25 protein-coding genes and 1 tRNA gene are annotated in these 26424 nt (G+C 62.6%); 17 read left to right on the plus strand and 9 right to left on the minus strand.

The window, feature by feature from the left end:
* The first annotated feature begins 20 nt into the window (after positions 1-20).
* The 4 genes from GGD40_RS13570 to GGD40_RS13585 all read left to right on the plus strand — a co-directional run bounded on the left by GGD40_RS13570 (position 21) and on the right by GGD40_RS13585 (position 4945).
* Positions 21-1988: a lytic transglycosylase domain-containing protein gene (locus GGD40_RS13570; RefSeq protein WP_179743983.1), complete on the plus strand. Its 1968-nt coding sequence runs from the start codon at positions 21-23 to the stop codon at positions 1986-1988.
* Between the two features lie 92 nt (positions 1989-2080).
* Entirely contained in the window at positions 2081-3034 is a 954-nt protein-coding gene (locus tag GGD40_RS13575) for a complex I NDUFA9 subunit family protein (RefSeq protein ID WP_179743984.1), read from the plus strand.
* 28 nt (positions 3035-3062) lie between these two features.
* Positions 3063-3716 carry a glutathione S-transferase family protein gene (locus tag GGD40_RS13580; protein WP_179743985.1) on the plus strand — a complete coding sequence of 218 codons (654 nt, stop codon included), beginning with the start codon at positions 3063-3065 and terminating at the stop codon, positions 3714-3716.
* A complete protein-coding gene (locus tag GGD40_RS13585) occupies positions 3713-4945 on the plus strand; it encodes a multifunctional CCA addition/repair protein (RefSeq protein WP_176058895.1) in 1233 nt (410 codons plus the stop codon). The genes GGD40_RS13580 and GGD40_RS13585 overlap by 4 nt, the downstream gene beginning before the upstream one ends.
* A 13-nt stretch (positions 4946-4958) precedes the next feature.
* On the opposite strand, the gene GGD40_RS13590 is transcribed toward GGD40_RS13585, so the two are convergent.
* Together GGD40_RS13590 and GGD40_RS13595 are read right to left on the minus strand one after the other, a co-directional pair.
* Complete coding sequence (locus tag GGD40_RS13590) at positions 4959-5153, minus strand: DUF2905 domain-containing protein (protein WP_035554600.1); 195 nt, start codon at positions 5151-5153, stop codon at positions 4959-4961.
* Between the two features lie 31 nt (positions 5154-5184).
* Positions 5185-6381 carry a class I SAM-dependent methyltransferase gene (locus GGD40_RS13595; RefSeq protein WP_179743986.1) on the minus strand — a complete coding sequence of 399 codons (1197 nt, stop codon included), beginning with the start codon at positions 6379-6381 and terminating at the stop codon, positions 5185-5187.
* Between the two features lie 13 nt (positions 6382-6394).
* Between GGD40_RS13595 and GGD40_RS13600 the strand changes: the two genes are divergently transcribed.
* The 5 genes from GGD40_RS13600 to glmS all read left to right on the plus strand — a co-directional run bounded on the left by GGD40_RS13600 (position 6395) and on the right by glmS (position 11986).
* Entirely contained in the window at positions 6395-7213 is an 819-nt protein-coding gene (locus GGD40_RS13600) for an SDR family oxidoreductase (protein ID WP_035554604.1), read from the plus strand.
* A 45-nt stretch (positions 7214-7258) separates the two neighbouring features.
* Positions 7259-7654: a dihydroneopterin aldolase gene (locus GGD40_RS13605; protein WP_179707872.1), complete on the plus strand. Its 396-nt coding sequence runs from the start codon at positions 7259-7261 to the stop codon at positions 7652-7654.
* A 3-nt stretch (positions 7655-7657) separates the two neighbouring features.
* Entirely contained in the window at positions 7658-8632 is a 975-nt protein-coding gene (gene ttcA, locus GGD40_RS13610) for a tRNA 2-thiocytidine(32) synthetase TtcA (protein ID WP_179743987.1), read from the plus strand.
* A 114-nt stretch (positions 8633-8746) separates the two neighbouring features.
* Positions 8747-10108 carry a bifunctional UDP-N-acetylglucosamine diphosphorylase/glucosamine-1-phosphate N-acetyltransferase GlmU gene (gene glmU, locus GGD40_RS13615; protein ID WP_179743988.1) on the plus strand — a complete coding sequence of 454 codons (1362 nt, stop codon included), beginning with the start codon at positions 8747-8749 and terminating at the stop codon, positions 10106-10108.
* A gap of 60 nt (positions 10109-10168) precedes the next feature.
* Positions 10169-11986: a glutamine--fructose-6-phosphate transaminase (isomerizing) gene (gene glmS, locus GGD40_RS13620; RefSeq protein ID WP_179743989.1), complete on the plus strand. Its 1818-nt coding sequence runs from the start codon at positions 10169-10171 to the stop codon at positions 11984-11986.
* A gap of 173 nt (positions 11987-12159) precedes the next feature.
* Here the strand turns inward: glmS and GGD40_RS13625 are convergent, their stop codons facing one another.
* Together GGD40_RS13625 and GGD40_RS13630 are read right to left on the minus strand one after the other, a co-directional pair.
* Positions 12160-12420 carry a DUF6723 family protein gene (locus GGD40_RS13625; RefSeq protein WP_035562604.1) on the minus strand — a complete coding sequence of 87 codons (261 nt, stop codon included), beginning with the start codon at positions 12418-12420 and terminating at the stop codon, positions 12160-12162.
* Positions 12421-12581: 161 nt separating this feature from the next.
* Positions 12582-13229 carry a glutathione S-transferase family protein gene (locus GGD40_RS13630; protein ID WP_179743990.1) on the minus strand — a complete coding sequence of 216 codons (648 nt, stop codon included), beginning with the start codon at positions 13227-13229 and terminating at the stop codon, positions 12582-12584.
* Between the two features lie 136 nt (positions 13230-13365).
* Here GGD40_RS13630 and GGD40_RS13635 point away from each other — a divergent pair, with 136 nt between their 5' ends.
* The 7 genes from GGD40_RS13635 (at position 13366) to GGD40_RS13665 (ending at position 19806) form a co-directional block, all read left to right on the plus strand.
* Positions 13366-14328 carry a helix-turn-helix transcriptional regulator gene (locus GGD40_RS13635; RefSeq protein WP_179743991.1) on the plus strand — a complete coding sequence of 321 codons (963 nt, stop codon included), beginning with the start codon at positions 13366-13368 and terminating at the stop codon, positions 14326-14328.
* 150 nt (positions 14329-14478) lie between these two features.
* A complete protein-coding gene (locus GGD40_RS13640; protein ID WP_257030408.1) occupies positions 14479-15705 on the plus strand; it encodes an alkaline phosphatase family protein in 1227 nt (408 codons plus the stop codon).
* Positions 15706-15728: 23 nt separating this feature from the next.
* Positions 15729-17030: a cytochrome-c peroxidase gene (locus GGD40_RS13645; protein WP_179743992.1), complete on the plus strand. Its 1302-nt coding sequence runs from the start codon at positions 15729-15731 to the stop codon at positions 17028-17030.
* 114 nt (positions 17031-17144) lie between these two features.
* A complete protein-coding gene (locus GGD40_RS13650) occupies positions 17145-17765 on the plus strand; it encodes a lytic transglycosylase domain-containing protein (RefSeq protein WP_179743993.1) in 621 nt (206 codons plus the stop codon).
* Positions 17766-18003: 238 nt separating this feature from the next.
* Positions 18004-18702 carry a DUF2242 domain-containing protein gene (locus GGD40_RS13655; RefSeq protein ID WP_179743994.1) on the plus strand — a complete coding sequence of 233 codons (699 nt, stop codon included), beginning with the start codon at positions 18004-18006 and terminating at the stop codon, positions 18700-18702.
* A gap of 625 nt (positions 18703-19327) precedes the next feature.
* A complete protein-coding gene (locus tag GGD40_RS13660) occupies positions 19328-19552 on the plus strand; it encodes a hypothetical protein (protein ID WP_179707890.1) in 225 nt (74 codons plus the stop codon).
* Positions 19549-19806 carry a hypothetical protein gene (locus tag GGD40_RS13665; RefSeq protein WP_179743995.1) on the plus strand — a complete coding sequence of 86 codons (258 nt, stop codon included), beginning with the start codon at positions 19549-19551 and terminating at the stop codon, positions 19804-19806. Before GGD40_RS13660 ends, GGD40_RS13665 begins: the two co-directional genes overlap by 4 nt.
* A gap of 47 nt (positions 19807-19853) precedes the next feature.
* On the opposite strand, the gene GGD40_RS13670 is transcribed toward GGD40_RS13665, so the two are convergent.
* From GGD40_RS13670 to GGD40_RS13685, 4 genes are all read right to left on the minus strand, one after another.
* Positions 19854-20660, minus strand: coding sequence for a nucleotidyltransferase domain-containing protein (locus GGD40_RS13670; protein ID WP_179743996.1), 807 nt, complete (start codon positions 20658-20660; stop codon positions 19854-19856).
* Between the two features lie 86 nt (positions 20661-20746).
* On the minus strand, positions 20747-21958 hold the full coding sequence (locus GGD40_RS13675; RefSeq protein ID WP_179743997.1) for an RtcB family protein: 1212 nt from the start codon (positions 21956-21958) through the stop codon (positions 20747-20749).
* Between the two features lie 52 nt (positions 21959-22010).
* Positions 22011-23159, minus strand: a complete 1149-nt coding sequence (locus GGD40_RS13680; protein WP_179743998.1) for a slipin family protein — start codon at positions 23157-23159, stop codon at positions 22011-22013.
* 259 nt (positions 23160-23418) lie between these two features.
* A tRNA-OTHER gene (locus GGD40_RS13685) sits at positions 23419-23489 on the minus strand.
* 332 nt (positions 23490-23821) lie between these two features.
* On the opposite strand from GGD40_RS13685, the gene rtcR reads away from it, so the two are divergent.
* Complete coding sequence (gene rtcR, locus GGD40_RS13690) at positions 23822-25423, plus strand: RNA repair transcriptional activator RtcR (RefSeq protein ID WP_179743999.1); 1602 nt, start codon at positions 23822-23824, stop codon at positions 25421-25423.
* Here rtcR and GGD40_RS13695 read toward each other — a convergent pair.
* Positions 25408-26334 carry a DMT family transporter gene (locus tag GGD40_RS13695; protein WP_179744000.1) on the minus strand — a complete coding sequence of 309 codons (927 nt, stop codon included), beginning with the start codon at positions 26332-26334 and terminating at the stop codon, positions 25408-25410. The two genes, rtcR and GGD40_RS13695, sit on opposite strands and share 16 nt — an antisense overlap.
* Positions 26335-26424: the final 90 nt, after the last annotated feature.

A 26424-nucleotide genomic window follows, 5' to 3' on the forward strand; every position in this document is an offset into this window, starting at 1 on the left:
TTCGCGCTCCAGAAACAACGATGTCAAAACGCCTTTACCGAGTATATCGCGCGGCCGGTCTGGCGCTCGCCGCTGCGGCGCTCGTCGCGTGCAGCACGGCCTCAGCCGTCAAGCCCATTCCCATTTCGCAGCTCTCGAACGACGACCAGATTTTCGTCCAGCTTCGCGAGGCCGCCCGCAATAACGACGCGGCGCGTGCAGCCCAGCTGGCGAGCATGATCCCGAACTATCCCGCGCCTTCTTATCTGGCGTACTTCCAGCTCAAGCCGCAGTTGTTCGACTCGAGCGGGCATGCCCGCGTCGACGCGCCGGACGCGCCCGTGCTGGCCTTCCTGCAGCAGTACGACGGCCAGGCGATCGCCGACCGTCTGCGTAACGACTACCTGACGGTGCTCGGCGCGCGTCACGACTGGCGCAACTTCGACCAGCAATACGCGCGCTTCGTCCTGAACGACGACACGCAGGTGAAGTGCTACGCGCTCGAATCGCGGGCGTCGCGCGGCGAGAATGTCGCCGACGCGGCGCGTGCGCTGCTGGTCGATCCGAAGTGGTACGGCGACGGCTGCGTCGATCTGATTACCTCGCTGGGCGTGAGCCGCCAGTTCAGTACCGACGACATCTGGCAGCAGATCCGTCTCGCGTACGAACAGAACTACACCGCCACCGGCAGCAAGCTCGTCGACGCGCTCAGCAACCAGCCGCCCGATCCGGTGCTGTTCGGCCAGGCCACCAGCACGCCGCCATTGCTGCTGGCGCGCGGCGTCGGTCCGGATGCGCAGTCGCATCAACTGGCGTTGCTGGCGATCACGCGCATGGCGCGCAACGATCCGGCCATGGCCGCAGCCACGTTCGCATCGGTGGCGCCGTCGCTCAGTTCGCCCGAACGCGCGATCGGCTGGGGCACGATTGCTTATCAGGCTGCCGCCAAACAGATGCCGAGCGCGGTGGACTGGTATCGCCTGTCGGTGAACGCGCCGCTGTCGAACCCCGCGTATGAATGGCGCACCCGCACGGCACTGCTGGCGGGTGACTGGACCATGGTGCGCTGGTCGATCGAGCAGATGCCCGCCGCGCTGCGCAATCAGCCTTCGTGGGTCTACTGGCATGCACGCGCGTTGAAGCAGGCGGGCGACACGGCCACCGCCAACCAGGAATTCGAATCGATCTCGCAGGGCTTCAATTTCTACGGCCAACTCGCTATGGAAGAACTCGGCCAGAAGATCACGGTGCCGCCGAAAACTGCGGTAACCGACGCCGAAGTCCAGCAGGCCGGCAACACGCCGGGCTTCGATCTGGCGCAGCGTTTCTACGCGCTGAATCTGCGGCTCGAAGGCAACCGCGAATGGAACTGGCCGCTGCGCAACATGAGCGACCGGCAACTGATCGCCACCGCCGAATACGCGCGCCGTATCCAGTTGTACGACCGCACGGTGAACACAGCGGACCGCACGAAGAGCGAGCACGATTTTTCGCTGCGCTATCTGTCGCCGTTCCGCGATATCGTCGAACGCGATTCGCAGTCGAACGGGCTCGACGTGGAATGGGCCTATGGGCTGATTCGCCAGGAGTCGCGCTTCATCATGAACGCACGCTCCGAAGTCGGCGCGAGCGGCCTGATGCAGTTGATGCCGGGCACCGCGCAACTGGTCGCCAAGAAGATCGGCCTCGGTACGATTTCGCGCGAGCAGATGAACGACATCAACACCAATATCCTGCTGGGCACGAACTACCTGTCCATGATCTACAATCAGTTCGACGGGTCCGCCGTGCTCGCCACCGCCGGCTACAACGCCGGTCCGGGCCGGCCGCGCAACTGGCGGCAATCGTTGCAGCGTCCGGTGGAAGGCGCGATCTTCGCCGAGGCGATTCCGTTCCAGGAAACCCGCGACTACGTCAAGAATGTGTTGTCCAACACGGTCTACTACGCGGCATTGTTCGAAGGCCGTCCGCAATCGCTGAAGGCGCGTCTGGGTTATATCGCACCGTAAGCGCCGTGCCGCCGCCGCTCAGGTCCATTGTTCGACCGGAGCGGCAGCGTGCCACGCCAGCCCTTGCCGCGGCTTCCACCAGGGAGTCGAAAATGCGACATCAAGCCGTTGCGATCATCGGCGGTTCCGGTTTTATCGGCAGTCATCTCGTCAATGCGCTCGTTGAAATGGGCAAAGACGTGCGCATCGCCACGCGGCGGCGCTACAACGCCCGCCATCTCACGCTATTACCCATCGACGTGATCGAAGCCGACGTGTTCGATCCGGTTCAGCTCGCGCGTTTCGTCGAAGGCGCCGATTGCGTGATCAATCTCGTGGCCACGCTGAACGGCAAACGCGGCAAACCGTATGGTCAGGAGTTCGCGCGCATGCATGTCGAACTGCCGACCAAAATTGTCGCGGCTTGCGAGGGCAAGGGCGTGCATCGCCTGATTCATATCAGCGCGCTGGGCGCCGATTCGAACGGTCCCAGCATGTACACGCGCTCGAAGGGCGACGGCGAGAAGGCCGTGCACGCGGCGAATCTGGCGTGGACGATTTTCCGTCCGTCCGTGGTGTTCGGGCCGGAGGACCAGTTCCTCAACAAGTTCGCGTTTCTGCAGAAGATGTTTCCGGCGATTCCGCTCGCCATGCCCGATGCGAAATTCCAGCCGGTGTATGTCGACGACGTCGCGAAAGCCATCATCAACGTGCTCGACATGGACGCCGCCAGCGGCCACACATACGAACTCGGCGGCCCGACCGTTTACACGCTCGAAGACCTCGTCGCCTATTGCGGCGACGTGATCGGCAAGCACGCGCGCATCATTCGTCTGCCGGAAGCGTTCGCGCGTTTGCAGGCGCTGACGTTTGAAATGGCGCCTGGCGAACCGGTGATCTCGCGCGACAATCTGGATTCGATGAAAGTCGACAACGTATTGAGCGGGCCGCTGGCGCCTGAACTCGGTATCGAGCCGACCAGTATCGAAACCATCGCGCCGGTCTATCTGACCGGCGCGTCGACACGCTCGCGCTTCGATACGTTCCGCGCCAGCGCTGGACGCTGAATTTACTTTTTCTCCCGTTATAGAAAGCATGAAGCTGCTCATTGGTGACAAGAATTATTCGTCATGGTCGATGCGTCCATGGCTGCTGCTGAAGCATTTCGGCATTCCCTTCGACGAGGTGCTGATTCATTTGCGCGAACCCGGCACGACGGCCGCGATCCTGGCGCACGCGCCACGCGGACCGGGCAAAGTGCCATGTCTGATCGGCGACGACGAACAGATCACGTGGGATTCGCTGGCGATCGCCGAGACGCTGGCCGAGCGCTTCCCGCAACACGCGCTGTGGCCGCGCGACGCGGCGGTGCGCAACCACGCACGTAGCGTGAGCGCCGAGATGCATTCGGGTTTCGGCGAGTTGCGCTCGAACATGTGGATGAACATTCGCGCGTCGTTCCCAGGCAAGAACGCAACGCCGGGTGCGTTGACCGACATCGCGCGAATCGACGCGTTGTGGCGCGACTGTCTCGACACGTACGGCGGCCCCTTCCTGTTCGGCGAGTTCAGCATTGCCGACGCGATGTACGCGCCGGTGGTGATGCGCTTCAACACCTGGCAACCGGCGTTGTCGGAAGCGGCTTCGGCCTACGCCCGCCGCGTGACCGCGCTGCCGGCCGTGCAGGCCTGGATCGACGACTCGCTGCGCGAAACACACGCTCTTCCCGATCAAGACGTATGCCCATGAAACTCTACGTGGTAGGCGGGGCGGTTCGCGACGAGCTACTCGGCGTGCCGGTGCAGGACCGCGATTACGTCGTGGTCGGCGCGACGCCCGAGCAGATGGTGGCGCAGGGTTACCGTCCGGTGGGTAAGGATTTTCCGGTGTTTCTGCATCCGCAGACGCATGAGGAGTACGCGCTCGCGCGTACCGAGCGCAAGACGGCGGCGGGCTATCACGGCTTCCAGTTTTTCTATGCGCCGGACGTGACGCTGGAGGAAGACCTGGCGCGCCGCGACCTGACCATCAACGCGATGGCGCGCGAAGTGCGGCCGGACGGCGAGCTGACCGGTCCGGTGATCGACCCGTTCAACGGCCAGGGGGATTTGCAGGCGCGGCTCTTCCGTCATGTGAGCGATGCGTTTCTCGAAGACCCCGTGCGGATCTTGCGGATTGCGCGGTTCGCCGCGAGGTTCGTGGACTTCACGGTCGAGCCGGATACGCTGGCGCTGATGCGCAAGATGGTGGCCGATGGCGAAGTGGACGCGCTGGTCGCCGAACGCGTCTGGCAGGAAGTGTCGCGCGGCTTGATGGAGAAGAAGCCTTCGCGCATGTTCGAGGTGCTGCGCGCGTGCGGTGCGTTGGCGCGGATTCTGCCGGAAGTCGACGCGCTATACGGTGTGCCGCAGCGCGCGGACTATCACCCGGAAGTGGACACCGGCGTGCACGTGATGATGGTGGTCGACCACGCGGCGCACCAGGGCTACGCGTTACCGGTTCGCTTTGCCGCGTTGACGCACGACCTCGGCAAAGCAACCACGCCGGAAGACGTGTTGCCTCGGCATATCGGTCATGAAGAGCGCAGCGTGAATTTGCTGAAGCCGTTATGCGAACGCCTGCGCGTGCCGAACGAGTGCCGCGACCTTGCGCTGCTGGTGGCGCGGGAGCACGGCAACATTCATCGCGTGATGGAAATGGGCGCGGCCGCGCTGGTGAGGCTGCTTGAGCGCAGCGACGCGATTCGCAAGCCGGCGCGCTTCGCGGAAGCGTTGCAGGCTTGCGAGGCGGATGCACGTGGACGGCTGGGTTTCGAGGCGCGGGATTATCCGCAGGCCGAGCGGCTGAGAGTGGCGCTCGTCGCGGCGCGTGGTGTCGATGCCGGTGCGGTGGCGAAGCGGTTGGCCGATGCGCCCGCGGGAATCAAGGACGCGGTGCACAAGGAGCGGATTCGGGCGGTGGAAGCGGCGATGGGCTGATCAGGCGCAGCGACTACAAAAGCCTGGCCAGCAGCGACAACACCATCGACAGCACCAGCGTCGACATAAACGGAAACGGATACTCGCGGCCGAACAGCCGCAGGGTCACGTCGCCGGGCATGCGTCCAATGCCGATTTTCCTCAGCCACGGCCAGCAGGCCGACAGCACGGCCACCGCTACAAACGTCGTTAACAGCCAGCGGATCATTGCGCGTTCCCGAGCCGGATCAGGCAAAAAATCACAGCGTATGCGAGCGGTCGCCGCTCGAAAACGCTTGCAACGTGTCGTCCAGACCGCGCGAAAACGCGATCACCTTGAACAGTTCACCCATCTCGGCCTCGGACAACAACTTTTGCACCGCGTTTGCCGCGGGCAAAAACCGCTTCGCGTCCGACGGATCGATTTCCGACAGCGCCTCGGTGATGCCGGCGTTCAACAGAAACCGCGCTTGCGACGTGAAGCCGAGCAGATCCGCGCCCGTCTCGCAGCCCGCTTCGGCGATGCCGGTGAATTCCACGTGCGCGGTGATGTCCTGCAAGCCCGGATACAGAAACGGGTCGCCGTGCGCGCGATGCCGGTAATGGCACATCAGCGTGCCCTGCGCGCGTTGCGCATGGTAGTACTCGTGACGCGGAAAACCGTAGTCGATAAAGAACGCCGCACCGCGCGTGAGCATCGTGCAGATGGTTCGCGTGAAGGCGCGTGCCGCTTCGTGCGTTTCGGTCACGTAGGCGTCGTTGGCGGTTTCGGTGTCGATTTCGGACAGCAGCGTGAGGTCGTCGGCGGCTGACACCGCGCGATCCTCGAACGCAAACACGCCGTCGCGCGAAACGACGCCGCGCTCATGCCATGCGCCGGCATTGAAGGCGAATAGCCGTACCGGCATCGCGTCCAGCACTTCATTGCCGATCACCACGCCTTCGAAGCGCTCCGGCAACGCGTCCAGCCAGCGCACCTTAACGGCAAGCGTGGGCGCGGCCGCTGCGATCGTTTCGCGTTGGCGCTCGCGCAATTCGCCCGATAAATCCACGATCGCGTAACTGTCGAATTCCGCGCCCAGCGCCTCGAGCGCGATGAGCAAGCCCGCCGCCAGTTTGCCCGTGCCGGCGCCGAATTCCATCAGGTGGCGCGTGCCGCTCGCCTGCAGCGCTTCGGCGAGCGGACGCGCGAGCGTTGCGGCGAACAGCGGCGACAATTCCGGCGCGGTGACGAAGTCGCTGCCGTCGTCGCTGCGTAGCCCGAATTTGCGGGCGCCGCCGCTGTAATAACCGAGTCCCGGCGCGTATAACGCGCGCTCCATGTAACGCTCGAACGGCAGCCAGCCGCCGGCGTTGTCGAGCTCCGCGCGCAGTTGCGCGACCAGCGCTTCCGACTGCGCCAGCGCGCTCGGGCCGGGAGCAGGTAAACTATCGGGTTGGTGAGCTTTCGGATTCATCCCCGCATTGTAAATGACCGCCTCTCTGGATACCGCCGCTGCCCGTGCGCCTGACGCGCCGCGAATCGTGCTGATTACCGGCGCCGCCCGCCGCATCGGGCGGGCGCTCGCGCTCGGCTTTGCCGCGCGGGGCTGGGACGTCGCGGTCCATTACGGCGAATCGCGCGAAGCAGCCGACCAGGTGGTCGCCGAAATCGTCGCGCTGGGCCGCCGGGCGGTCGCGCTCCAGGCCGAATTGGGCGACGAGGCACAGGTCGAACGGCTTTTGCCGGCCTGTATCGCGGCGCTGGGGCGGCCGGCCTGCATCGTCAACAACGCGTCGCGTTTCGAAGAAGATACGGCGCTCAATGTCGGCTACGAGTTGTTGCTCAAGCTGACCGCGATGAACGTCGGCGCGCCGCTGGTGCTGGCGCGTATGCTCCATGAAGCCACGCCGGAGGCCGCGCGCAGCGACGAAAGTCAGCGTGGTGTCGTGATCAATGTGCTGGATCAGAAGCTGTACAACATGAATCCGGATTACCTGTCGTACACGCTGTCGAAGGCGGCGTTGCAGACAGCCACGGTCGCGCTGGCGCAGGCTTTGGCGCCGAAAGTGCGGGTGGTCGGGCTCGCGCCCGGCCTGACGATGCAGTCGGGCGATCAAACGCCGGACGGTTTCGCCGCCGCTCACCGTACTACGCCTTTGGGTCGCGCGTCGCGGCCCGAGGATATTGTCGCCGCCGCGCTGTATCTCGCCGATGCAGCGGGCGTCACCGGAACGACGCTGGTGGTCGACGGCGGGCAGCACCTCGTGCCCCTGCCGCGCGACGTTATGTTTTTGACGGGCGCCTGAAGCGCCCTTTGCGTGCTCCGCACGCTTTTTTCGACTGGAACGAACATGTTTGCCGCTCTTTCGCATCCCCGGCTCGCCGATTGCCGCCGGCTCTTTCTGCGCAATTACGAAGTGCACATCAACATCGGCGTGCACGACTTCGAAAAGCGCGGCGAACAGCGCGTCGTGATCAACGTCGAACTGTTCGTGCCGCTCGCGCTGTCCACGCCGGTGGCGGACAAGCTCAATGAAGTCGTCGACTACGACTTCATGCGCTCGACCATCGCGCGTCGCGTCGAACAAGGCCATATCCACTTGCAGGAAACGCTCTGCGACGACCTCGTCAAGACCATGCTCGAACATCCGCTGGTGCGGGCCGCGCGCGTGTCGACCGAAAAACCGGACGTCTATCCCGACTGTGACGCGGTGGGCGTTGAAGTCTTCCGCGTCAAGGGGGATTGAGTCATGGCCACACCCGACACGCTGAACCAGACCGCGGCCGCCGCGCCGACGAAGTTGCCGCTCACACGCCGTGAGCAGAAAGAAGCGTACGAGAACAACAAGCTGTTCAAGCGGCTCGCGCGCCAGGTCGGCGAGGCGATCGTCGATTTCAACATGATCGAGGAAGGCGACAAGGTGATGGTCTGCCTGTCGGGCGGCAAAGACAGCTACGCGATGCTCGAGCTGCTGATGCGGTTGCGCGAACGCGCGCCGATCAACTTCGACATCGTCGCGGTGAATCTCGACCAGAAGCAGCCGGGCTTTCCGGAGCACATCCTGCCCGAGTACCTGAAGCAGCTCGACATTCCGTTTCACATCGAGAACCAGGACACCTACAGCATCGTCAAGCGGCTGGTGCCGGAGGGCAAGACCACTTGCTCGCTGTGCTCGCGGCTGCGTCGCGGCATTCTGTACCGCGTCGCGGGCGAGCTCGGCGCGACCAAAATCGCGCTCGGCCACCATCGCGACGACATTCTGCAAACGCTGCTGCTGAATATGTTCTACGGCGGCAAGCTGAAGGGCATGCCGCCCAAGCTGCAATCCGACGACGGCAAGAACATCGTGATCCGGCCGCTCGCCTACGTGAAGGAAACCGATCTCGAGAAATACGCGGAGTTGCGCGAATTCCCGATCATTCCGTGCAACCTGTGCGGCAGCCAGCCGAACCTGAAGCGCGCGGAAATGAAGGCGCTGGTTCGCGATTGGGAGAAGCGTTTCCCAGGGCGCATCGAGAATATGTTCAATGCATTGTCGAACGTCGTGCCGTCGCATTTGATGGATCACAAGCTGTTCCCGTTCGCGGGCTTGCGCGCCACCGGCGAGGCCGATCCGCAAGGCGACATCGCGTTCGACGAAGAGCCGTGCTCGACCGGGTCGAATGACGGCGGGATGCTCGGTGCATCGAAGTCGATTTCGATCGTTCAATTCGACGATCTTTGACGAAAACGCCCGAACTACGGGCATTTCAGCCGGTTATAGCGCGTTTCACAACGGTGCCGGCGGTGGGCTGCATGATAGAATCGGCGGCTCCAAACTCGTCTATTCGCCGACGCCATGAACATCGTTATTTTGGCGGCAGGCACCGGCAAGCGCATGCGGTCCGCGCTTCCCAAGGTGCTCCATCCGCTGGCCGGCCGGCCACTCCTCGCTCATGTCATCGACACCGCACGCGCGCTGAATCCCGCGCGTCTCGTGGTGGTGATCGGTCATGGCGCCGAAGCCGTGCGCCAGGCGGTTGCGGCGCCGGACGTTCAGTTCGCCGTGCAGGAACAACAGCTCGGCACGGGCCACGCGGTGCAGCAGGCATTGCCGCTGCTCGACCCGAGCGCGCCCACGCTGGTGCTATACGGCGACGTGCCGCTCACGCGCGCCAGCACGTTGCGCGCGCTGACCGACCGTGCGGGCGAGGGCGGCTACGGCGTGCTCACCGTCACGCTCGCGGACCCGAGCGGCTACGGCCGCATCGTGCGTGACGCGCGGGGCAAGGTATCGCGCATCGTCGAGCAGAAAGACGCATCGCCCGAGCAACTCAAGATCGCCGAAATCAACACGGGCATTATCGTGGCGCCGACCGAGCGGCTCGCCGGCTGGCTCGCCGCCTTGAAGAACGACAATGCGCAAGGCGAGTTCTATCTGACCGACGCGGTCGAAATGGCGATCGGGGCAGGCCTTGAAGTCGTGACCACGCAGCCGGACGAAGAGTGGGAAACGCTCGGCGTGAACAGCAAGCAGCAGCTTGCCGAACTTGAACGAATCTATCAGGGCGAACTGGCGGAAGCGTTGCTTTTGGCCGGCGTGACGCTGGCCGACCCGGCGCGTCTGGACGTGCGCGGCACGCTCGAATGCGGCCGCGATGTCTCGATCGACGTGAACTGCGTATTTGAAGGCCGCGTCACGCTGGCCGACAACGTCACCATCGGGCCGAACTGTGTGATCCGCAACGCGACCATCGGCGCCGGTACGCGTGTCGATGCCTTCACGCATATCGAAGGCGCCGAAGTCGGCGCGAACGTCGTGCTCGGACCGTATGCGCGGCTGCGCCCCGGTGCGTTGCTGGCTGACGAATCGCATGTCGGCAACTTCGTCGAAGTGAAGAACGCGGTGCTCGGCCGCGGCTCCAAAGCGAATCACCTCACGTATATCGGCGACGCGGACATCGGTGCGCGCGTGAATATCGGCGCGGGCACCATCACCTGCAATTACGACGGCGCGAACAAATCCCGCACTATTATCGAAGACGACGTCTTTGTCGGTTCGGACACGCAACTGGTTGCGCCGGTGCGCGTCGGGCGCGGCGTAACGATCGCGGCGGGCACCACGGTGTGGAAAGACGTCGAAGCCGAGAGTCTGGTGTTGAACGACAAGACACAAACTAGCAAGACGGGCTACGTCCGCCCGACCAAGAAGAAGAGCTGATGAACATGACGCGCGCTCCGAGCGCGCTCCTTGCAATCCAGCACTGAAAAGGAATAAGCCATGTGTGGCATTGTTGGCGCGGTTGCGCAACGTAACATCGTTCCCGTCCTGATCGAAGGACTGCGTCGCCTCGAGTATCGCGGCTACGACTCGTGCGGCGTGGCCGTGCTCGGCGCCGATGGTCCGCGTCGCGCTCGCAGCGTGGCGCGCGTCGCCGATCTCGACGAGCAGGTTCGCGAGAGCCATCTGGAAGGCATCACCGGTATCGCGCATACGCGCTGGGCCACGCACGGCGCGCCGGTCACGGATAACGCGCACCCGATCTTCTCGAAAGATGCGCTCGCGTTGGTACACAACGGCATCATCGAAAACTACGAATCGCTGCGGGAGATGCTGCGCGGTAAGGGTTACACGTTCGTCTCGCAGACCGACACCGAGGTTATCGCTCACCTGGTTCATAGCCTGTATCGCGGCGATCTGTTCGCTGCGGTGCGTGAAGCGGTTGCGCAGTTGCACGGCGCATATGCGATCGCGGTTCTGCACAAGGACCAGCCGCATACGGTGGTCGGCGCGCGTCAGGGCTCGCCGCTGGTGGTCGGGCTCGGCAACGGTGAGAACTTCCTCGCGTCAGATGCACTCGCGCTCGCGGGCAGCACCGAACGCTTCATCTTCCTCGAAGAAGGCGACGTGTGCGAACTGTCGCTCGAAGGCGTGCGTATCGCCGACCGCGACGGCAATGAAGCGCAGCGCGACGTGCGTCAGGTGGCGGCATACGGTGGTGCGGTCGAACTTGGGCCCTACCGTCACTTCATGCAGAAGGAAATTTTCGAGCAGCCGCGCGCGATTTCCGACACGATCCCGCAAGCGGATTCGTTCGACGCGTCGCTGTTCGGCGAAGGCGCGGACAAGGTGTTCGCGGACATCGACAGCCTGCTGATTCTTGCTTGCGGCACGAGCTACTACTCGGGGCTGACGGCAAAGTACTGGCTCGAATCGATCGCGAAGATTCCGACCCAGGTGGAAATTGCCAGCGAGTATCGCTACCGGGAGTCGGTGCCGAATCCGAAGGCGCTGGTCGTGGTGATCTCGCAGTCCGGTGAGACTGCGGACACGCTCGCGGCGCTGAAGCACGCGCAGTCGCTGGGACATAAGCACACGCTGGCCATCTGCAACGTCGGCACGAGCGCGATGGTGCGTCAGACCGAGTTGTCGTTCCTCACGCACGCCGGCCGCGAGATCGGTGTCGCGTCGACCAAGGCATTCACGACGCAGTTGGTCGCGTTGTTCGTGCTCGCCGCGACGCTGGCGAAGTTGCGCGGGCGCGTGAGCGAAGCGCAGGAAGCCGAATACCTGAAGCAGTTGCGCCACTTGCCGGCAGCGCTGAATAGCGTGCTGGCGCTGGAGCCGCAGATCATCGCGTGGTCGGAAGAGTTCTCGCGCAAGGAACATGCGTTGTTCCTCGGGCGTGGTCTGCATTACCCGATCGCGCTCGAAGGCGCGCTGAAGCTCAAGGAGATTTCGTATATTCACGCCGAGGCGTATCCGGCCGGCGAGTTGAAGCACGGGCCTTTGGCGCTCGTGACCGAGGCGATGCCGGTGGTGACGGTGGCGCCGAATGACGCGCTGCTGGAGAAGCTGAAGTCGAATATTCAGGAAGTGCGCGCGCGCGGCGGTCAGTTGTACGTGTTCGCCGACGCGGATACGAAGATCGTCAACGACGAAGGCCTGCATGTGATCCGGATGCCGGAGCACTATGGTTTGTTGTCGCCGATTCTGCACGTGGTGCCGTTGCAGTTGCTGGCGTATCACACGGCGTGTGCGCGCGGTACCGATGTGGATAAGCCGCGGAATCTGGCGAAGTCGGTGACGGTGGAGTGAGGGTGGGGCGGGCGTCCGTGTAGAGAGATTTTTCACGGACCTCGGCAATCGCCAATCTCGCGCTACGCGGCGTGAATGGAAATATTAGAAAAGTTTGTCAAAGGGCGCTGAGGCCGTTTTCAGCGCCCTTTTGTTTGCAACGGTTGTTTGACCGTTTCTCCGTCAGCAACCCATCAAAGCTCCGGCCGCGCCAGATCGCTAGCCACGATATGTTCGCCATAAACCTGCGCCGCCGCGACCGCTTCCAGCTTGGTCGCATACGGGCCCAGTTCCGGCGCACCGTCGAACGGAAACAGCACGCGGCCGTCGGTGGTTCGCACCACTTTCAACACGCCGAAGAAACGCCGGTAGCCGGCCAGTTTGGACGTCGCTGATACATCGAACTCGTCTTCCGACTTCGCGGGTACGCTGGGAATAAAGGCGGTCTTGCTCATACCTGAAAACATCTCTTGTTCAAGGGGCGGCATCTGCGCGGAAGGCCCAACCGCGCCCGGTTGTCCCGGCAAGACATTCACCGGCTGCCTTCATTGTCTCAAATCCCGGCAGACTTGGCCGACCGACCGGCATGCACAATAACCGCCGGCCTCTTCACTCTTCACCCTCCGCTCACCGCCGCCGCATGTTCGGCCGCCAGCGCGACATCCCGCTCATTCACCCCGACGAAACTCGGCCGCGAGCAAATGCGCTCGACGTATGCCAGCAGCACCGGCGTTTCCGGCACCAGCTTGAACATCATTCCCCAGTGCAACGCGATGCCCCACAGAATGTCCGCCGCCGACAGCGTGTCCCCCAGCAGATAAGGCGACGTCTGCAACTGACTCGCCAGCGTGCCGATCATCGAATCGAAATCGCCATAGGGCGACGTGGCGAGCGGCGCCGGTTCGCGCTTCATCGCCTTGTCGACCAGCGCGGGTTCGTAGCACGCCGCGTAATACACGAGCCAGCGCAGATACGGACCGCGGCGCGGATCGTCGAGCGCCGGGGCGAGGCCCGCCTCCGGAAAAAGATCCGCGAGATAGATGAAGATGGCCACCTGCTCGGTGACCAGCGCGTCGCCGTGAAGAATCGCAGGCACTTTGCCGAGCGGATTGATGGCGAGATACGGCGCTTTGCGCTGCTCGCCGGCCTTCATGTTCAGCACCTTCAGTTGATACGGCGCGCCGAGCTCTTCGAGCAGCGTGAGCGCGCTGACGGAGCGGCATTGCGGCGAGTGGAACAGAGTGATCGTGCGGTCGGTAGTCATGGCGAGAGGTCTCCGGGAGGACGTGATATAGGAAAACCGGCGAGAGCGAGTGCGAGGGCAACGCGAGCGCCGGACTGCCTTCATCCTAAGCCGCCATACCTGTCAGTTTCTGTCAGGTATGACTACACTTGAGCGAATGAGAGCCAGCCGCCTTCTTTCCATTCTGATGACACTGCAGGCGCGCGGTCGTGTCACCGCGCAGTCGCTTGCCGACGAGTGCGCGGTCTCGCTGCGCACCATCTATCGCGATATCGACGCGTTGAGCGCCGCCGGCGTGCCGGTTCATAGCGAGCGCGGCGCGGAAGGGGGTTATCGCCTGCTCGACGGTTATCGCACCCGCTTGAACGGGCTCTCGTCGCAGGAAGCGGAGTCGCTGTTTCTGTCAGGTTTGCCCGGGCCCGTGCAAGCGCTTGGTCTGGGCGCCGTGATGGCCGGCGCGCAAACCAAGCTGCTCGCCGCGCTGCCGGTCGAGTTGCGCTCCACCGCCGAGCGCATGCGTTCGCGCTTTCATCTCGACGCGCCGGCATGGTTCTCCGATGCGGATCAGCCGGCGCATCTGCCGTTGATCGCGCGCGCAGTGTGGGAGCAGCGTCCGCTGCAGATTCGCTATCAAAGCTGGAAGGCGGAAAAGTTTCGGCGAATCGAGCCGCTCGGCGTCGTGTTGAAAAGCGGCGCGTGGTATGTGGTCGGACGCGTCGACGCGGACGTTCGCATCTACCGGATCGCGCGCATTCTCGAACTGAGCCTGTTGGACGAGACGTTCGAGCGGCCGCTCACGTTCGATCTCGCCGCTTACTGGCAGGACAGCACGCGTCGATTGTCCGAGGAGCTGTACGCGAATGAAGCCACCTTGCGCCTATCGCCGTGGGGCATACAGATGCTCGAGGCGTTCACGTCGCCGTTCGCGCGCGCGGCCGCGAAAATCGGCGAGCCCGATCCCGTGGATGGCTGGCGCACCGTGACGTTGCCTGTCGGTTCGACGAGACAGGCGTGCGCGGAATTCCTGCGCTTCGGCAGCGAGGCGGAAGTGTTGGCGCCGCCGGAATTGCGCGAGAAGATCGCCGAAGTCGTCGCGGCGCTGCATTGTCGTTACGTTTAATGAAAGCGCTGGGCGGTGCGTTTCAAGCATGCCTATACGTCGCGCTATATGTCCTATATATGACGAAAATGCGGCAATCGTCACGCTAAAGTCATCCGCACTGCCTAGAGTTTGCCCCCACCAAAACGGCAATACTCAGGGGCAAAAAACATGTCACAACGCAGCAGCTTGCGTGCTTTATTCATGGTGGTTTGCGCGGCCTTGATCGGGGTGATCGTCGCGGCGTGCGGCTCGTCGTCGTCGATCAAAGCGGCCGGACAGCAGCAGATCAAGCACGTGTTCGTCATCACGCTGGAAAACGAAAACTACGCGACCACCTTCGGCGCGAACAGCAAGGCGCCGTATCTGGCGCAAACGCTCGCCTCGCAAGGCGCGATGGTGCAGCAGTACTACGGCACCGGCCACGTGAGTCTCGACAACTACATCTCGATGATCAGCGGTCAGGCGCCGACGCCGGACACCGACAACGACTGCGTCACCTACGAAGACTACAAGCTCACCGGCATGACGCCGGACGGCCAGGCGATCGGCTCGGGTTGTGTGTATCCGGCCAGTATCAAGACGCTGCCGGACCAGTTGAAGGCGGCGGGCTTCACGTGGAAGGGATATGAAGGCGACATGGGCAACGACCCGACGCGCGAAGCCGCCACCTGCGGCCACCCGACGCTCAACACGACCGACCTGACGCAGACGGCGGAAGCGCCGAGCGCGGCGGTGCCGTTGGGCGATCAGTACGCGACGCGCCACAACCCGTTCATGTACTTCCACTCGATCATCGATTCGTCGGACTGCGGGCAGAACGTCGTGAACCTGAACAAGCTCACGACCGATCTGCAATCCATCTCGACCACCGCCAATTTCAACCTGATCACGCCGAGCCTGTGCGACGACGGTCACGACTCGCCATGCGTGAACGGCCAACCGGGCGGCCTGACGAGCGCCAACACGTTCCTGCAGAAGTGGGTGCCGATTATCACGGCGTCGCCGGCGTTCCAGCAGGACGGCCTGCTGATCATCAACTTCGACGAAAGCAGTTACGCCACGGTGACGCAGACCGCGTCGAGCGAGGATCTGATCTTCTCCGGCGCGACCTGCTGCAGCCAGCAGCCCGGGCCGAATCTGGCGCCGTTCCCGCAGACGTCGTCGCTGTCGTACAAGGGCTTGACGATCAACCTGACCAAGCAGAGCTTCGGCGGCGACCAGACCGGCGCGGTCATGATCTCGAAGTTCATCAAGCCGGGCACGGTGTCGACGGTGCAGTACAACCACTATTCGATGCTCAAGAGCATTGAAGACATCTTCCAGCTGGGCTATCTCGGTTACGCAGGGCAGGCGGGTCTCGTCGGCTTCGGCAGCGATATCTTCACGAACCTGTAAGCGACACGATGCGTTTTTCTGTCATGCGATTCACGGTGCGCGCTGCCGCGCGATGGGCGGCGTTTGCCGGGTTGATGGGTGCCGCGCTGCCGCCTTGTGCGGCAGTGGCGGCAGCGTCGACGGCCGTTGCAAGCAACGTGTCTGCAACGTTAGCGCCGCAGCCGGCTTCGGCCGATGCGAAGCCCGTCTATAGCGACGCCGCCGCGCTCGGCAGGCTGATGTTCTTCGACGCATCGTTATCGGCCTCGGGCAAGATGTCGTGCGCGAGTTGTCATAGCCCGTCGCACGCGTATGGACCGCCTAACGGCCTCGCCGCGCAGTTGGGTGGCCCCGACATGCGCTCGCAAGGCACGCGCGCCGTGCCGAGCCTGCGCTACGTGCTGAACCGCACGCCGATCTGGAGTCACGCGCAGGCGGCCAGCCTGTCCGAGCGGCTGAGCGAAACGGACAACGCGCCGGTGGGAGGCTTCGGTTGGGATGGACGCTTTAACCACCTGCACGATCAGGCGAGCTTCCCGCTGTTCAATCCGGACGAGATGGCCAACAAGGATCCGTCCGCAGTGCTCGCGAAGCTGGAACAGACGCCCTACGCGACGCGATTCAAGGAAGTGTTCGGTCAGAACATTTTCGCGGATCGCACCAAGGCGTTTACGCAGGCGATGTATGCGATCGAGCGCTTCGAACTCGAAGACCCGAGTTTTCATCCGTATACCAGCAAGTTCGATGACTACCTGGACGGTAAATTGCAACTAACGGCACAAGAATTAAGAGGCAAAAAGCTGTTCGACAATCCGACGGGGGGCAATTGCGCCTCCTGCCATATCGACCAGGTGGGTGTCGACGGCTCGCATCCGTTGTTCACGGACTTCAATTTCCAGGCGTTGGGCGTACCACGTAATCCTGAGTTGCGCGCAAATGCGGATCCGAAGTACTTCGACATGGGTTTGTGCGGACCGCTGCGCACCGATCAGGCTAGCGACAAAAGCAACTGCGGACTCTTCAAGTCGGTGTCGCTGCGGAACACGGCGACGCGTCAGGTGTTCTTCCACAACGGCCGCTTCCACACGCTGAAAGATGCACTGCGCTTCTACGTGCAGCGCGACACCAATCCGGCGAGGTGGTATCCAAAAGACGCGCACGGCAAGGTCGATAAATTCAACGATCTGCCGGTCGCGCTGCGCGTCAACGTCGATACGACGGACGAACCGTTGACCCGCAAAGCCGGCGAACGTCCGGTCTGGTCGGAACGCGATATCGACGACGTCGCCGCTTTCCTGACCACGCTGAACGACGGTTACGTGCCGACACCCAAACGCGCGAAATGAACCGCGCAAACTACCCAAACGCCCGTCATTCTTAAGACGAATTTCGGCGTTTGGGTGCCTCATTTGGGGGCAGAGCTATAATGCGCGAATCCTTTTTCTTCTCTGTCCACTGTTATGAGCCGATTACTTTGCCTGATCGTGCTTTCGCTTGGCCTGGTGCAGACCGCAATGGCTGACGAAAACAGCGACCGCATGTCCGCGTACCTGACGCAGAAATTCGGTCTGGCAACGGAAAAAGCTCAAAAGATTTCCGACGCGGTGCAGTCCGCGGCGTCGAAATATTCCCTCCCGCCGGCCTTGCTGCTGGCGATCATCTCGATCGAATCCCGCTTCAAGGAAAAAGCCAAGGGCGCCAACGGCGCAACCGGGCTGATGCAGGTCGTGCCGGGCGCGCATCGCGGCTTGCTGCGAAACGTGAAGGATCTCACCGAACCGACCGCGAACATCGAAGTGGGTTCGGCGATTCTGTACGGCTACATGCGTTCCGCGAACGGCGACTTGAACGCGGCGCTGAAGAGTTACGGCGGCTCGAAAGCCTACGCGCAGAAGGTGAGCTTGCGCGTGGAAGACTTCGTCGCGGTCGCTCCGCCACAAGATGCCGCTGCGCATCCGGGCGCGCAGGGCGGCATGTGCGAAGCGGATCGCTGCGCGACGTCGGACAACTGGGTCAATGCGTTTACCGTGCCCGCTGCCAGTGCGATTGGCGGCAGCGGCGCGGCCGCAACGTCGAACTGAAAACTCCTCCGGCCGCTTTCTCGCGGACCTGAGCGACCCTGGCGTCACGCGCCGATCTCTCTCTTCTCTTCTTCCTCACTTGACGGCAACCTGCCTCGGCAATTGACCTAACAGCGTCAAACGAGCCGACGTCCGCCGTGCGCTGCGTGCCTCGCTGCGTGCCTTTTACGCACGTCAGGCAACCGCTCTACAATGCATTCCCATTCGCGCTCGCGTAGCGCCCCCCTTCCGAACGACCATGCTGACCTCGTTTTCCAGAACCACCGCCGCAGCGCTGCTCGCTCTGCTGACTCTTGCCGCCTGCAACACCACGCCGCAGCCGAAATTTCAGCAGGAATTATTCGAAACCGGCGCCAGTCCGTACGCACGCAATTTCAATTCGAGCACGACGGACACCTGCGAAGCCGCGCGTCGCGCCTTGTTGAGCCAGGGCTATCTGACGACGATGACACGCACCGATACCGTCGACGGCACGAAGAATTTTCAGCCGACGGGCGATACCCACATCGTCGTTGAGTTTCATGTGGTCTGTACACCGGGGGAAGAGGCGAGCGATACGAGCATCGTTTACGTCAACGCCGTGCAGAACGGTTTTGCGCTGAAGAAAAGCGATACCTCGGCGAGCGTCGGGTTGAGCGTGCTGGGCTCGCTGTCGCTGCCCATCCGCTCGAACAGCGACGCGATGGTCAAGATTTCAAGCGAGACCATTCCGTCGGGCAAGTTTTACGATCGGTTCTTCGGTCTGGTCGATCATTATCTGCAGACGGTCGTGCGTACGCAGCCGGTAGTGAGCAACCGCATCGAAACGCGTCTGTTGCCGATGCCGGTCGAAGTCACGACGCCGACGCCAACGCCGGTTCCAGTTCCCGACTTGCTCGACGCCATCGACAAGGCCGCTGCGGCGCAGCCGGCGAGCGGAGCGAGCGTCGCGCCGTGAGGGTTGATCGGAATGGATGTGCGTGGGTAAACGTAACGGCATCGACGCATTGAACCCGTAACGCCCATCAAGCCGAAGGCTGATCAAGCGTTGTTCAGCCTTCGATCTCATCGCGATGCGGCACTTATCCTATGTCTTTTACTTCTTTCGTATACATATGTAGTAATAGTTAACAAGGGTTAACCCCTTCTGTGGATAACTCCCAAATGTTCTGTCACATCAAGGTCATGCAAACTCTCAAACCCTGCGGAACACGTCTGTAGAAAAACTACAAAGCTGGGATAACTTTGATGGGGCGGGCCTGCCGCGCCGTCTTATCAAGAATCCACACACAGGCTGTTCCATGGCCTATCCCGAAGTTATTCATAGGCAATTGTGGATAACTCTGATGGGCGGCCCAATTTTCACCCTCCGGGCAGCACACTTTCCATCCCTTCCCAGCGCTCGCCAGCGTACATACCGTCACGCACCTCACGCGCACTCTGAAGCTGGACGGTACGAAGATTGCGTGTCTGTTTTTGCAAGCGCAACTGTTGCTATTTCGTCGAAATCATTTCGGCAACGCCGATCCAGGCATAGAGTTAAAGTAGTTTCTGAGGTTATTGGTGCAGTGCGGGGGTGTGTAATGAAACGCAGAACAGCACGACAGCTAGTCCATCTTCTCTCGGATATCCGACATGCCACCCATTGCAGCACGCTGCGGGCGGCAGCCACCAACCGGGCCATGGCCCTTGCCGCGACGGAGCACGACGCGGACGCCGCGGATCGCGACGACGCCCACAATACCGACGACAACGCCGAAGCCACGCGCGACGCCCATCAGGCCAAGCCGATCCGGAGCGGATCATGAGAACCGCGAGCGAACGATCGCTGCGTTTTCTGGTGGAAAAATGGCTGGCGCCGGCGTCGACGGAATCGGTTCACGTGACCGAATTCAGCCGCACGCGCCTGGGCGGCCGGCGCTATGTGCGGGTGGAGACGTCGCTCGATGAAGTCTCGAACTCGCGTGGCCTATTTTTCTTTCGTCACGACGACGGCTGCTGGTGCGTGTTTCCGCCGACGGCAGATACGCCCAGTCTGTTTGCGCATCCACGAGCGGCTTAGGTTTGGCGGCCGCTTGATGCCCACAGCGGCGACAGCCGCCGCAGGCATCAACGCGGAATCACGCTGCGCAAATAAAGATCGAGCGCGGTTGCGTCGCCGTCGGGGCGCTGGTAGTTCGACGGACTTTGCACATCGGCCAACGACGCTTCGATAAACCGATGGATCGCCGGGCGCCGAGGCCCGTACTCCGCCTCTCCAGCACGCATTTTCGATTCAAGCAGCGCGTTAATTTCGGCGATCAACACCGGATCGTCGACCGTTCCTGCCACGAGTTCGGCAAAGCGCATCGGCGGCATACCGCGTCCCGCGTCGATCCATTTGACGGCAAGCAGCGGCCGCAGCACATACAGATATTTCTTGTAGCGCACCATGTCGTCCTGCAGATAGCCACGGAAGTTCTTCCTGGCCATCGAAAGATAGTGGTGCCGTCCGCGCAACGGTGAGAAAAACGCCTTGGCCATGCCGCGCAGCGCACCTACGTGGTCCGCATGCTGGCGGTACACCACCGGCGAGTCGAGCCACTCGAGAAGCGCCGGATTCGAGCGATGCAAAAGCCCGAGCGCCTTGCGCAATTCCCAGCCACTGACGTCGAGTTCGTCATCGATCGGTTTTTCGATCACGTCGCGTTGCGGTTCTACGCGCAAATACCAATCGAGCCGATGTACGTAAAGAAAGCGCACGTCGTAGTCGCTGTCCGGCGACGCAAAGCCCCAACCGCGGCTGCCCGATTCGCAGGCGTACAACACCGTAACGTCGTGACGGTGTTCGATGTCGAGCAACTCGGCCAGAACGCGTTCCTTCACAGCGGGGTCGATCGGATGCTCGCTTAATACGGTGGTGTAGTCATAGTCCATGTTGTTGTTCTTCCGGTTTTCTTCGCTTTGCGCAGAGCCGGCTAGCGAGTGCGGAGCGCGCGTACTGCGCGATCCGCACTCCACCGCTACCCCTTCACGCACACGACTTGCCTGAGCGTATGCACCACTTCGACAAGACTGCGTTGCGCGGCCATCACAGCGTCGATGTCCTTATAAGCCATCGGGATTTCGTCGATCACGCTTTCGTCTTTACGGCATTCGACGTGCGCCGTTGCCTTGATCTGATCCTCAAGGGAAAAACGCCTTTTCGCTTCGGTGCGGCTCATGGCGCGGCCTGCGCCGTGGCTGCACGAACAGAAACTTTCCGCATTGCCGAGACCGCGCACGATAAAACTCTTCACACCCATCGAACCGGGAATGATGCCGAGTTCGCCCTTCTGCGCCGACACCGCGCCCTTGCGCGTCACCAGAACTTCCGTGCCGAAATGACGTTCCTTCTGCACATAGTTGTGGTGGCAGTTCACCGCGTGTTCATCGATCAAAAACGGCTTGGCGATCACCGCTTGCGCGGCGCGGACCACCGCGCCCATCATCAGCTCGCGATTCTGTCGCGCGAAGTCCTGCGCCCAGCCGACCGCTTCGACGTAATCGTCGAAGTGCGCGCTGCCTTCCTCGAAATAAGCGAGGTTGCGATCCGGCAGATTGGCGATGTGCTGTCGCATATCCGCTTGCGCCAGTTCGATGAACAGATTGCCGATCGCATTGCCCACGCCGCGCGAGCCGCTGTGCAGCATGAACCACACGCTGTCCGCTTCGTCGATGCATACTTCCACGAAGTGATTGCCCGTGCCGAGCGTGCCCAGATGCACATAGTGATTGGTACGCGCGAGTTTCGGGTACTTGTCGACGATGCGTTTGAATCGTTCCGAGAGGAGCTTCCACGCGATGTCGACCGGCTGCGGCGGACGCGCCCACGCGCCGGGATCGCGCCGGCCAGGCGCACGGCCGTGCGGCACCGCGCGTTCGATTTCACTACGCAGAGCCGCCAGCGAGTCCGGCAGATCAGCGGCTTTGAGCGTGGTGCGTGCGGCCATCATCCCGCAGCCGATGTCCACGCCGACCGCGGCCGGCACGATCGCGCCGAGGGTCGGAATCACGCTGCCGATCGTGGAGCCTTTGCCGGCATGCACGTCGGGCATCACCGCCAGATGCTTGAAGATGAAAGGCAGCTTCGCCGTGTGCGCGAGCTGCTCGCGCGCGAAGTCGTCGACGGCGACGCCTTCGGTCCACATTTTGACCGGCTTCCCGCCGGCGATTTCCATCAATTGGTAGTCCATTTTCTTTCTCTCTTTCTATCGATGTGGCCGCACGCCGCGCGCGGCCGACCTGCTATGACGCGTGCGCACCCTTGATGCTGACGAGTCCGTTGAGCACCTGGTCCAAGCCGCCGAACACCGAGATCCGGTCGATCCGCTCGGCGATCCGCTCCAGCGTTTCGAGCTCCTTCAAGCGCAAGGCCGTCGGGTTCTCTTCCATCACTTTGGCGGTGTTTAGGAGCGAGCGGGTCGCCGCGGTTTCCTCGCGGCGGCGGATCACGTTGGCCTGGGCTGCCTTTTCAGCCTCAACCACCTTGGTCAGGATGGTCTTCATATCGCCCGGTAGCACGATATCCTTCACCCCGACCGCGCCAACCACCATGCCCGTGCCGTCCAGCCGCATTTGCACCTGTTCGATCACCACCCGGTCGAGTAACTGCTTGTCCTCCAGCAGTTCATCGAGCGTGCGTGTGCCCACCGCTGCGCGCAGCGCAAATTGCAGCTCGCGGTACAGATGGTCGAGCGGCTTCTGCAACTGGCCGAACGCGCGCAACACGTCGACGAAGCACCATGTGGCCGCGAGATTGAGCCGCAAAGCGACCTTATCGCGTGTCAGGATTTCCTGGCCGGTGACTTCGAGCGCCTGCAGACGGGTGTCGACCAACTCGACGGACACGTCCCGGTTGAAACGCCAGAACGCCGACAAGCCCGGTTGCAGCAAGCGTTCGACTTTGCCGTCGAGCTTCAGCACGCCCACGTTATAAGCCGGCACTTGCGCCAACAGCACACCGGCCACACCGGTTACCGGACGCGCGCGCAATGCCGGTTGCGTCAACCGGTTCGCGAGTTCCACGGGCAGCGCGCTGTGTTGCGCGAGATCGATCCGCTCCAGCCGATGTTCGATGCGCCCCTTCCAGTAAAGACGCCGTGTCCCCGGCGGCAGCAATTCGACCAGCACGTCGTTCTCGTAGCGCAGGCCGGCTTCGCCTTCGGCGACGTCCATCGCGACGAGATAGCGGGCCAGCGTTTGCGGCTCGGATTGGCGCAGATAGTCGGCGAGCGAAGCGTCGGCCAGCGGTGCGTCGAGCGCCACCCGTTGCACCGACAGACGCTTGAACGGATCGAATGCCTTAAACACGCCCGGTTCGAGCACGCGCACGAAATCGCCTTCGCGCAACAGCAGTGCGCGTTCATTCTTCTTGACCACTTCACGTTTCCACATTTTTTCACCTGGTTCTATTGAGCCGCCGGCATCGCGGCTCGACGGATCGAGGCGAGACGCAAACGGGTGGCGATCGACGGCCCGGCCTGGGCGAGAGCGTTGGCGCATCGACTGCCGCCTTCGCTCTGCCGCGAGCTATGCTCGTTGCGATCCCCAGCCATCAACGCGTCGTCTCAACCGGTTGAGCGCGCGGCGAGTCTTGCGACTCGCAGCCGGCGGGTACTGCGGTACTGCTCGTTAAGAATTGTCGAAATCGACAATGTTCGAGCGGGAGTCGAACCCGCTACCAATCAGCCGAAGCCGATTGCTCTACCAATGAGCTTCCGAACGTGGCACTCCGGGAATCGAACCCGAACTATTCCAATGCGCCGTTGACCGTCTGTTTCCGATGGCGGCATGCGCCGTCGCGACGAACCCCGGTTCGGCGACGACGCACCAGCAAGGCGATTGAACCTTGGCTCGTGGGCCAGCGGCTCATCCGGCCGGTTTATCTATTGCGAGGACCGTGCCAGCGAGGCGTGCGTACTTGCCGACGAATATTCAAGCTATTGATTCAATTGAAAAATAAATATCTGACACCGCGTTGGAGCACGCATTTCGGTCATCAAGCTCGATCGTCGTTCTGATACGATGAGATAAAGTCTTATCTATAGAGATAAAAAATGAAGAAGCGCGTTGTGATCGGTTTCCTCGGCGTTACGCTGGATCAGGGGCGTGCGCGGCGTTGGCAGCGCTGGCGACCCACGGTCAGCTTGTGTGAACAGCCGGACTTGCCAATCGACCGGTTCGAGTTGCTGTACCCGCCCGGCTACGAAACGCTCGCCAATCGCGTGAAAAACGATCTCGCCGGTGTCTCGCCCTCGACCGCGGTGCGGCTGACGCCGCTCGTCACGCAAGATCCGTGGGACTTCGAAGAGGTCTACGCGTCGCTGCACGATTTCGCTCGCGGCTATACGTTCGATATCGACAACGAGGAATATCTCGTCCACATCACCACGGGCACCCACGTCGCGCAGATCTGCTGGTTCCTGTTGACCGAAGCGCGCTACCTGCCAGCGCGCCTCGTGCAGACCGCTCCGCCGCAGCAAACCGACGAAGGTGAGAGCGGACCGGGCACGGTGTCGATCATCGATCTCGATCTGTCGCGCTACAACCATATCGCGCAGCGCTTTAAGCGTGAGCGCGAGGAAACCGTGTCCTTCCTGAAGGCCGGCATTGCCACGCGCAATCCGCGCTTCAATGCGCTGATCGATCAGATCGAGCGCGTAGCGGTCCGCTCGCGTGCGCCGATTCTGCTGATCGGTCCCACCGGCGCCGGCAAGTCGTTTCTGGCTCGGCGCGTCTATGAACTCAAGCGCAACCGGCATCAACTGGACGGTTCGTTCATCGAGATCAACTGTGCGACCTTGCGCGGTGACTCGGCGATGTCGACGCTCTTCGGTCACGTCAAAGGCGCCTTCACCGGGGCGCAAAGCGCGCGCGGCGGTCTACTGCGTGCGGCCGATCGGGGTTTGCTGTTTCTCGATGAAATCGGCGAACTGGGCATGGACGAGCAGGCCATGCTGCTGAAGGCCGTGGAGGAGAAGCGTTTTTCGCCGGTCGGCGCCGACGTGGAAGTGAGCAGCGATTTCCAGTTGATCGCCGGCACGCATCGCGACTTGCGCACGATGGTCGCGCAGGGCGCCTTCCGCGAGGATCTGTACGCGCGGATCAATCTGTGGACTTACGACTTGCCAGGCCTCGCCGGGCGCATTGAAGATATCGAGCCGAACCTGGAGTTTGAGCTGGATCGCTTCGGCCACGAGCAGGGCGAGCAGGTGCGTTTCAACGTCGAAGCGCGGCGCCGTTATCTCGACTTTGCGACATCCGCCAGGGCGGCGTGGACGGGCAATTTTCGCGAATTATCGGCGTCGGTGACGCGCATGGCGACCCTCGCGGACGCCGGGCGCATCACGGAAGATAACGCGGCGCAGGAGATCGAGCGCCTGCAGCGAACGTGGACGCCGCCGCTGGCCGAAGCGGATGTAGTGATCCGCACGCTCGGCGCGCGCGCCGACGAATACGACCTGTTTGATCGGCTGCAACTGCAGCGCGTGCTGGAAGTCTGCGAGACGTCGGTGAGTTTGTCCGACGCGGGCCGCAAGCTCTTCGCGGTCTCGCGGCAAAGCAGAAAGCAGCCGAACGACGCCGACCGCCTGCGTAAATATCTGGCCCGCTTCGACGTGGAATGGGGCGACTGGCTATCCGTTCACGACGACAGGTGAGACACGCGCCCGCGTCCCCACACCGGCATCACCTGACACACGATCAACCCCGCCAGCATCAGCGCGCATCCGAATAGCGCGCGCGTCGACAGCGTTTCACCGAGCACCAGCCAGCCGGCCAACGCGGCGAACACCCCTTCCATGCTGAAGATCACCGCGGCATGCGACGGCGCCGCATGCTTTGCCGCGACCACCTGAATCGTGTACGCGACGCCAACCGACAACGCCCCGCCGTACAGGATCGTCGGCGCGGCGCGCGCGATTACCGCGAGACTGACCGGCTCGACGACAAGGCCGACCGCGAGACATGCAATTCCACAAGTCACGAATTGCACGAGCGCCAGCATCAAGGTGTCGTGCCGTAACGCGAACCGACCGACCAGCATCATCTGTACGGAAATCACGAGCGCTCCGCCGAGTTGATACCAGTCGCCGTACAGCATCGAAAAATGCTCGTCGACGCTCAGAAAATACATGCCGATGGCCGCGAGCGTCGCGCCGAGCCACGTGCCGACGCCTGTGCGATGCCGGAACAGCACACCCAGCAGCGGCACGATCACGACATAAAGCGAACTGATGAACCCGGCGTTGGCGATCTTCGTGTATTGCAGACCGATCTGCTGCAACGAGATCGCCGCGGCCACCACGAGACCGAGTAGTACCCCGGCGCCGAGCAGTTCACGCGAGCCGCCGGGGCCGCGCTTCGTCAATTCAGCCAGCGCGGGGCGTCGTATGCATACGATCAGGGTCAGCACCACCAGCGCGCCGAGAAGGAAACGCAGGCCCGTGAACAGGAACGGGCCGATCGCGTCGAGACTCAGGCGTTGCGCGACGAACGCGGAGCCCCAGATCATCGCGGCGACCAGCATCAGCAGATTGGCGCGTAGGTGTTGGCGAGTGTCAGGTTTCAAAGCGGGTCTTTCGAGGGGTTGATGCAGCAGCAAGGCGGCCGAAGCTGATCTACGGATCGCGCCGCGCGGTGTGCCGCAGTGTCCCGCATT

The sequence above is a fragment of the Paraburkholderia bryophila genome, assembly GCF_013409255.1.
Taxonomy (GTDB): Bacteria; Pseudomonadota; Gammaproteobacteria; order Burkholderiales; family Burkholderiaceae; genus Paraburkholderia.

Excerpts from the sequence above, each read along its gene's own strand:
- GGD40_RS13570 (WP_179743983.1), top strand. The coding sequence starts at position 21 with ATGTCAAAACGCCTTTACCGAGTATATCGCGCGGCCGGTCTGGCGCTC.
- GGD40_RS13575 (WP_179743984.1), top strand. The coding sequence starts at position 2,081 with ATGCGACATCAAGCCGTTGCGATCATCGGCGGTTCCGGTTTTATCGGC.
- GGD40_RS13580 (WP_179743985.1), top strand. The coding sequence starts at position 3,063 with ATGAAGCTGCTCATTGGTGACAAGAATTATTCGTCATGGTCGATGCGT.
- GGD40_RS13585 (WP_176058895.1), top strand. The coding sequence starts at position 3,713 with ATGAAACTCTACGTGGTAGGCGGGGCGGTTCGCGACGAGCTACTCGGC.
- GGD40_RS13590 (WP_035554600.1), bottom strand. The coding sequence starts at position 5,153 with ATGATCCGCTGGCTGTTAACGACGTTTGTAGCGGTGGCCGTGCTGTCG.
- GGD40_RS13595 (WP_179743986.1), bottom strand. The coding sequence starts at position 6,381 with ATGAATCCGAAAGCTCACCAACCCGATAGTTTACCTGCTCCCGGCCCG.
- GGD40_RS13600 (WP_035554604.1), top strand. The coding sequence starts at position 6,395 with ATGACCGCCTCTCTGGATACCGCCGCTGCCCGTGCGCCTGACGCGCCG.
- GGD40_RS13605 (WP_179707872.1), top strand. The coding sequence starts at position 7,259 with ATGTTTGCCGCTCTTTCGCATCCCCGGCTCGCCGATTGCCGCCGGCTC.
- ttcA (WP_179743987.1), top strand. The coding sequence starts at position 7,658 with ATGGCCACACCCGACACGCTGAACCAGACCGCGGCCGCCGCGCCGACG.
- glmU (WP_179743988.1), top strand. The coding sequence starts at position 8,747 with ATGAACATCGTTATTTTGGCGGCAGGCACCGGCAAGCGCATGCGGTCC.
- glmS (WP_179743989.1), top strand. The coding sequence starts at position 10,169 with ATGTGTGGCATTGTTGGCGCGGTTGCGCAACGTAACATCGTTCCCGTC.
- GGD40_RS13625 (WP_035562604.1), bottom strand. The coding sequence starts at position 12,420 with ATGAGCAAGACCGCCTTTATTCCCAGCGTACCCGCGAAGTCGGAAGAC.
- GGD40_RS13630 (WP_179743990.1), bottom strand. The coding sequence starts at position 13,229 with ATGACTACCGACCGCACGATCACTCTGTTCCACTCGCCGCAATGCCGC.
- GGD40_RS13635 (WP_179743991.1), top strand. The coding sequence starts at position 13,366 with ATGAGAGCCAGCCGCCTTCTTTCCATTCTGATGACACTGCAGGCGCGC.
- GGD40_RS13640 (WP_257030408.1), top strand. The coding sequence starts at position 14,479 with ATGTCACAACGCAGCAGCTTGCGTGCTTTATTCATGGTGGTTTGCGCG.
- GGD40_RS13645 (WP_179743992.1), top strand. The coding sequence starts at position 15,729 with ATGCGATTCACGGTGCGCGCTGCCGCGCGATGGGCGGCGTTTGCCGGG.
- GGD40_RS13650 (WP_179743993.1), top strand. The coding sequence starts at position 17,145 with ATGAGCCGATTACTTTGCCTGATCGTGCTTTCGCTTGGCCTGGTGCAG.
- GGD40_RS13655 (WP_179743994.1), top strand. The coding sequence starts at position 18,004 with ATGCTGACCTCGTTTTCCAGAACCACCGCCGCAGCGCTGCTCGCTCTG.
- GGD40_RS13660 (WP_179707890.1), top strand. The coding sequence starts at position 19,328 with ATGAAACGCAGAACAGCACGACAGCTAGTCCATCTTCTCTCGGATATC.
- GGD40_RS13665 (WP_179743995.1), top strand. The coding sequence starts at position 19,549 with ATGAGAACCGCGAGCGAACGATCGCTGCGTTTTCTGGTGGAAAAATGG.
- GGD40_RS13670 (WP_179743996.1), bottom strand. The coding sequence starts at position 20,660 with ATGGACTATGACTACACCACCGTATTAAGCGAGCATCCGATCGACCCC.
- GGD40_RS13675 (WP_179743997.1), bottom strand. The coding sequence starts at position 21,958 with ATGGACTACCAATTGATGGAAATCGCCGGCGGGAAGCCGGTCAAAATG.
- GGD40_RS13680 (WP_179743998.1), bottom strand. The coding sequence starts at position 23,159 with ATGTGGAAACGTGAAGTGGTCAAGAAGAATGAACGCGCACTGCTGTTG.
- rtcR (WP_179743999.1), top strand. The coding sequence starts at position 23,822 with ATGAAGAAGCGCGTTGTGATCGGTTTCCTCGGCGTTACGCTGGATCAG.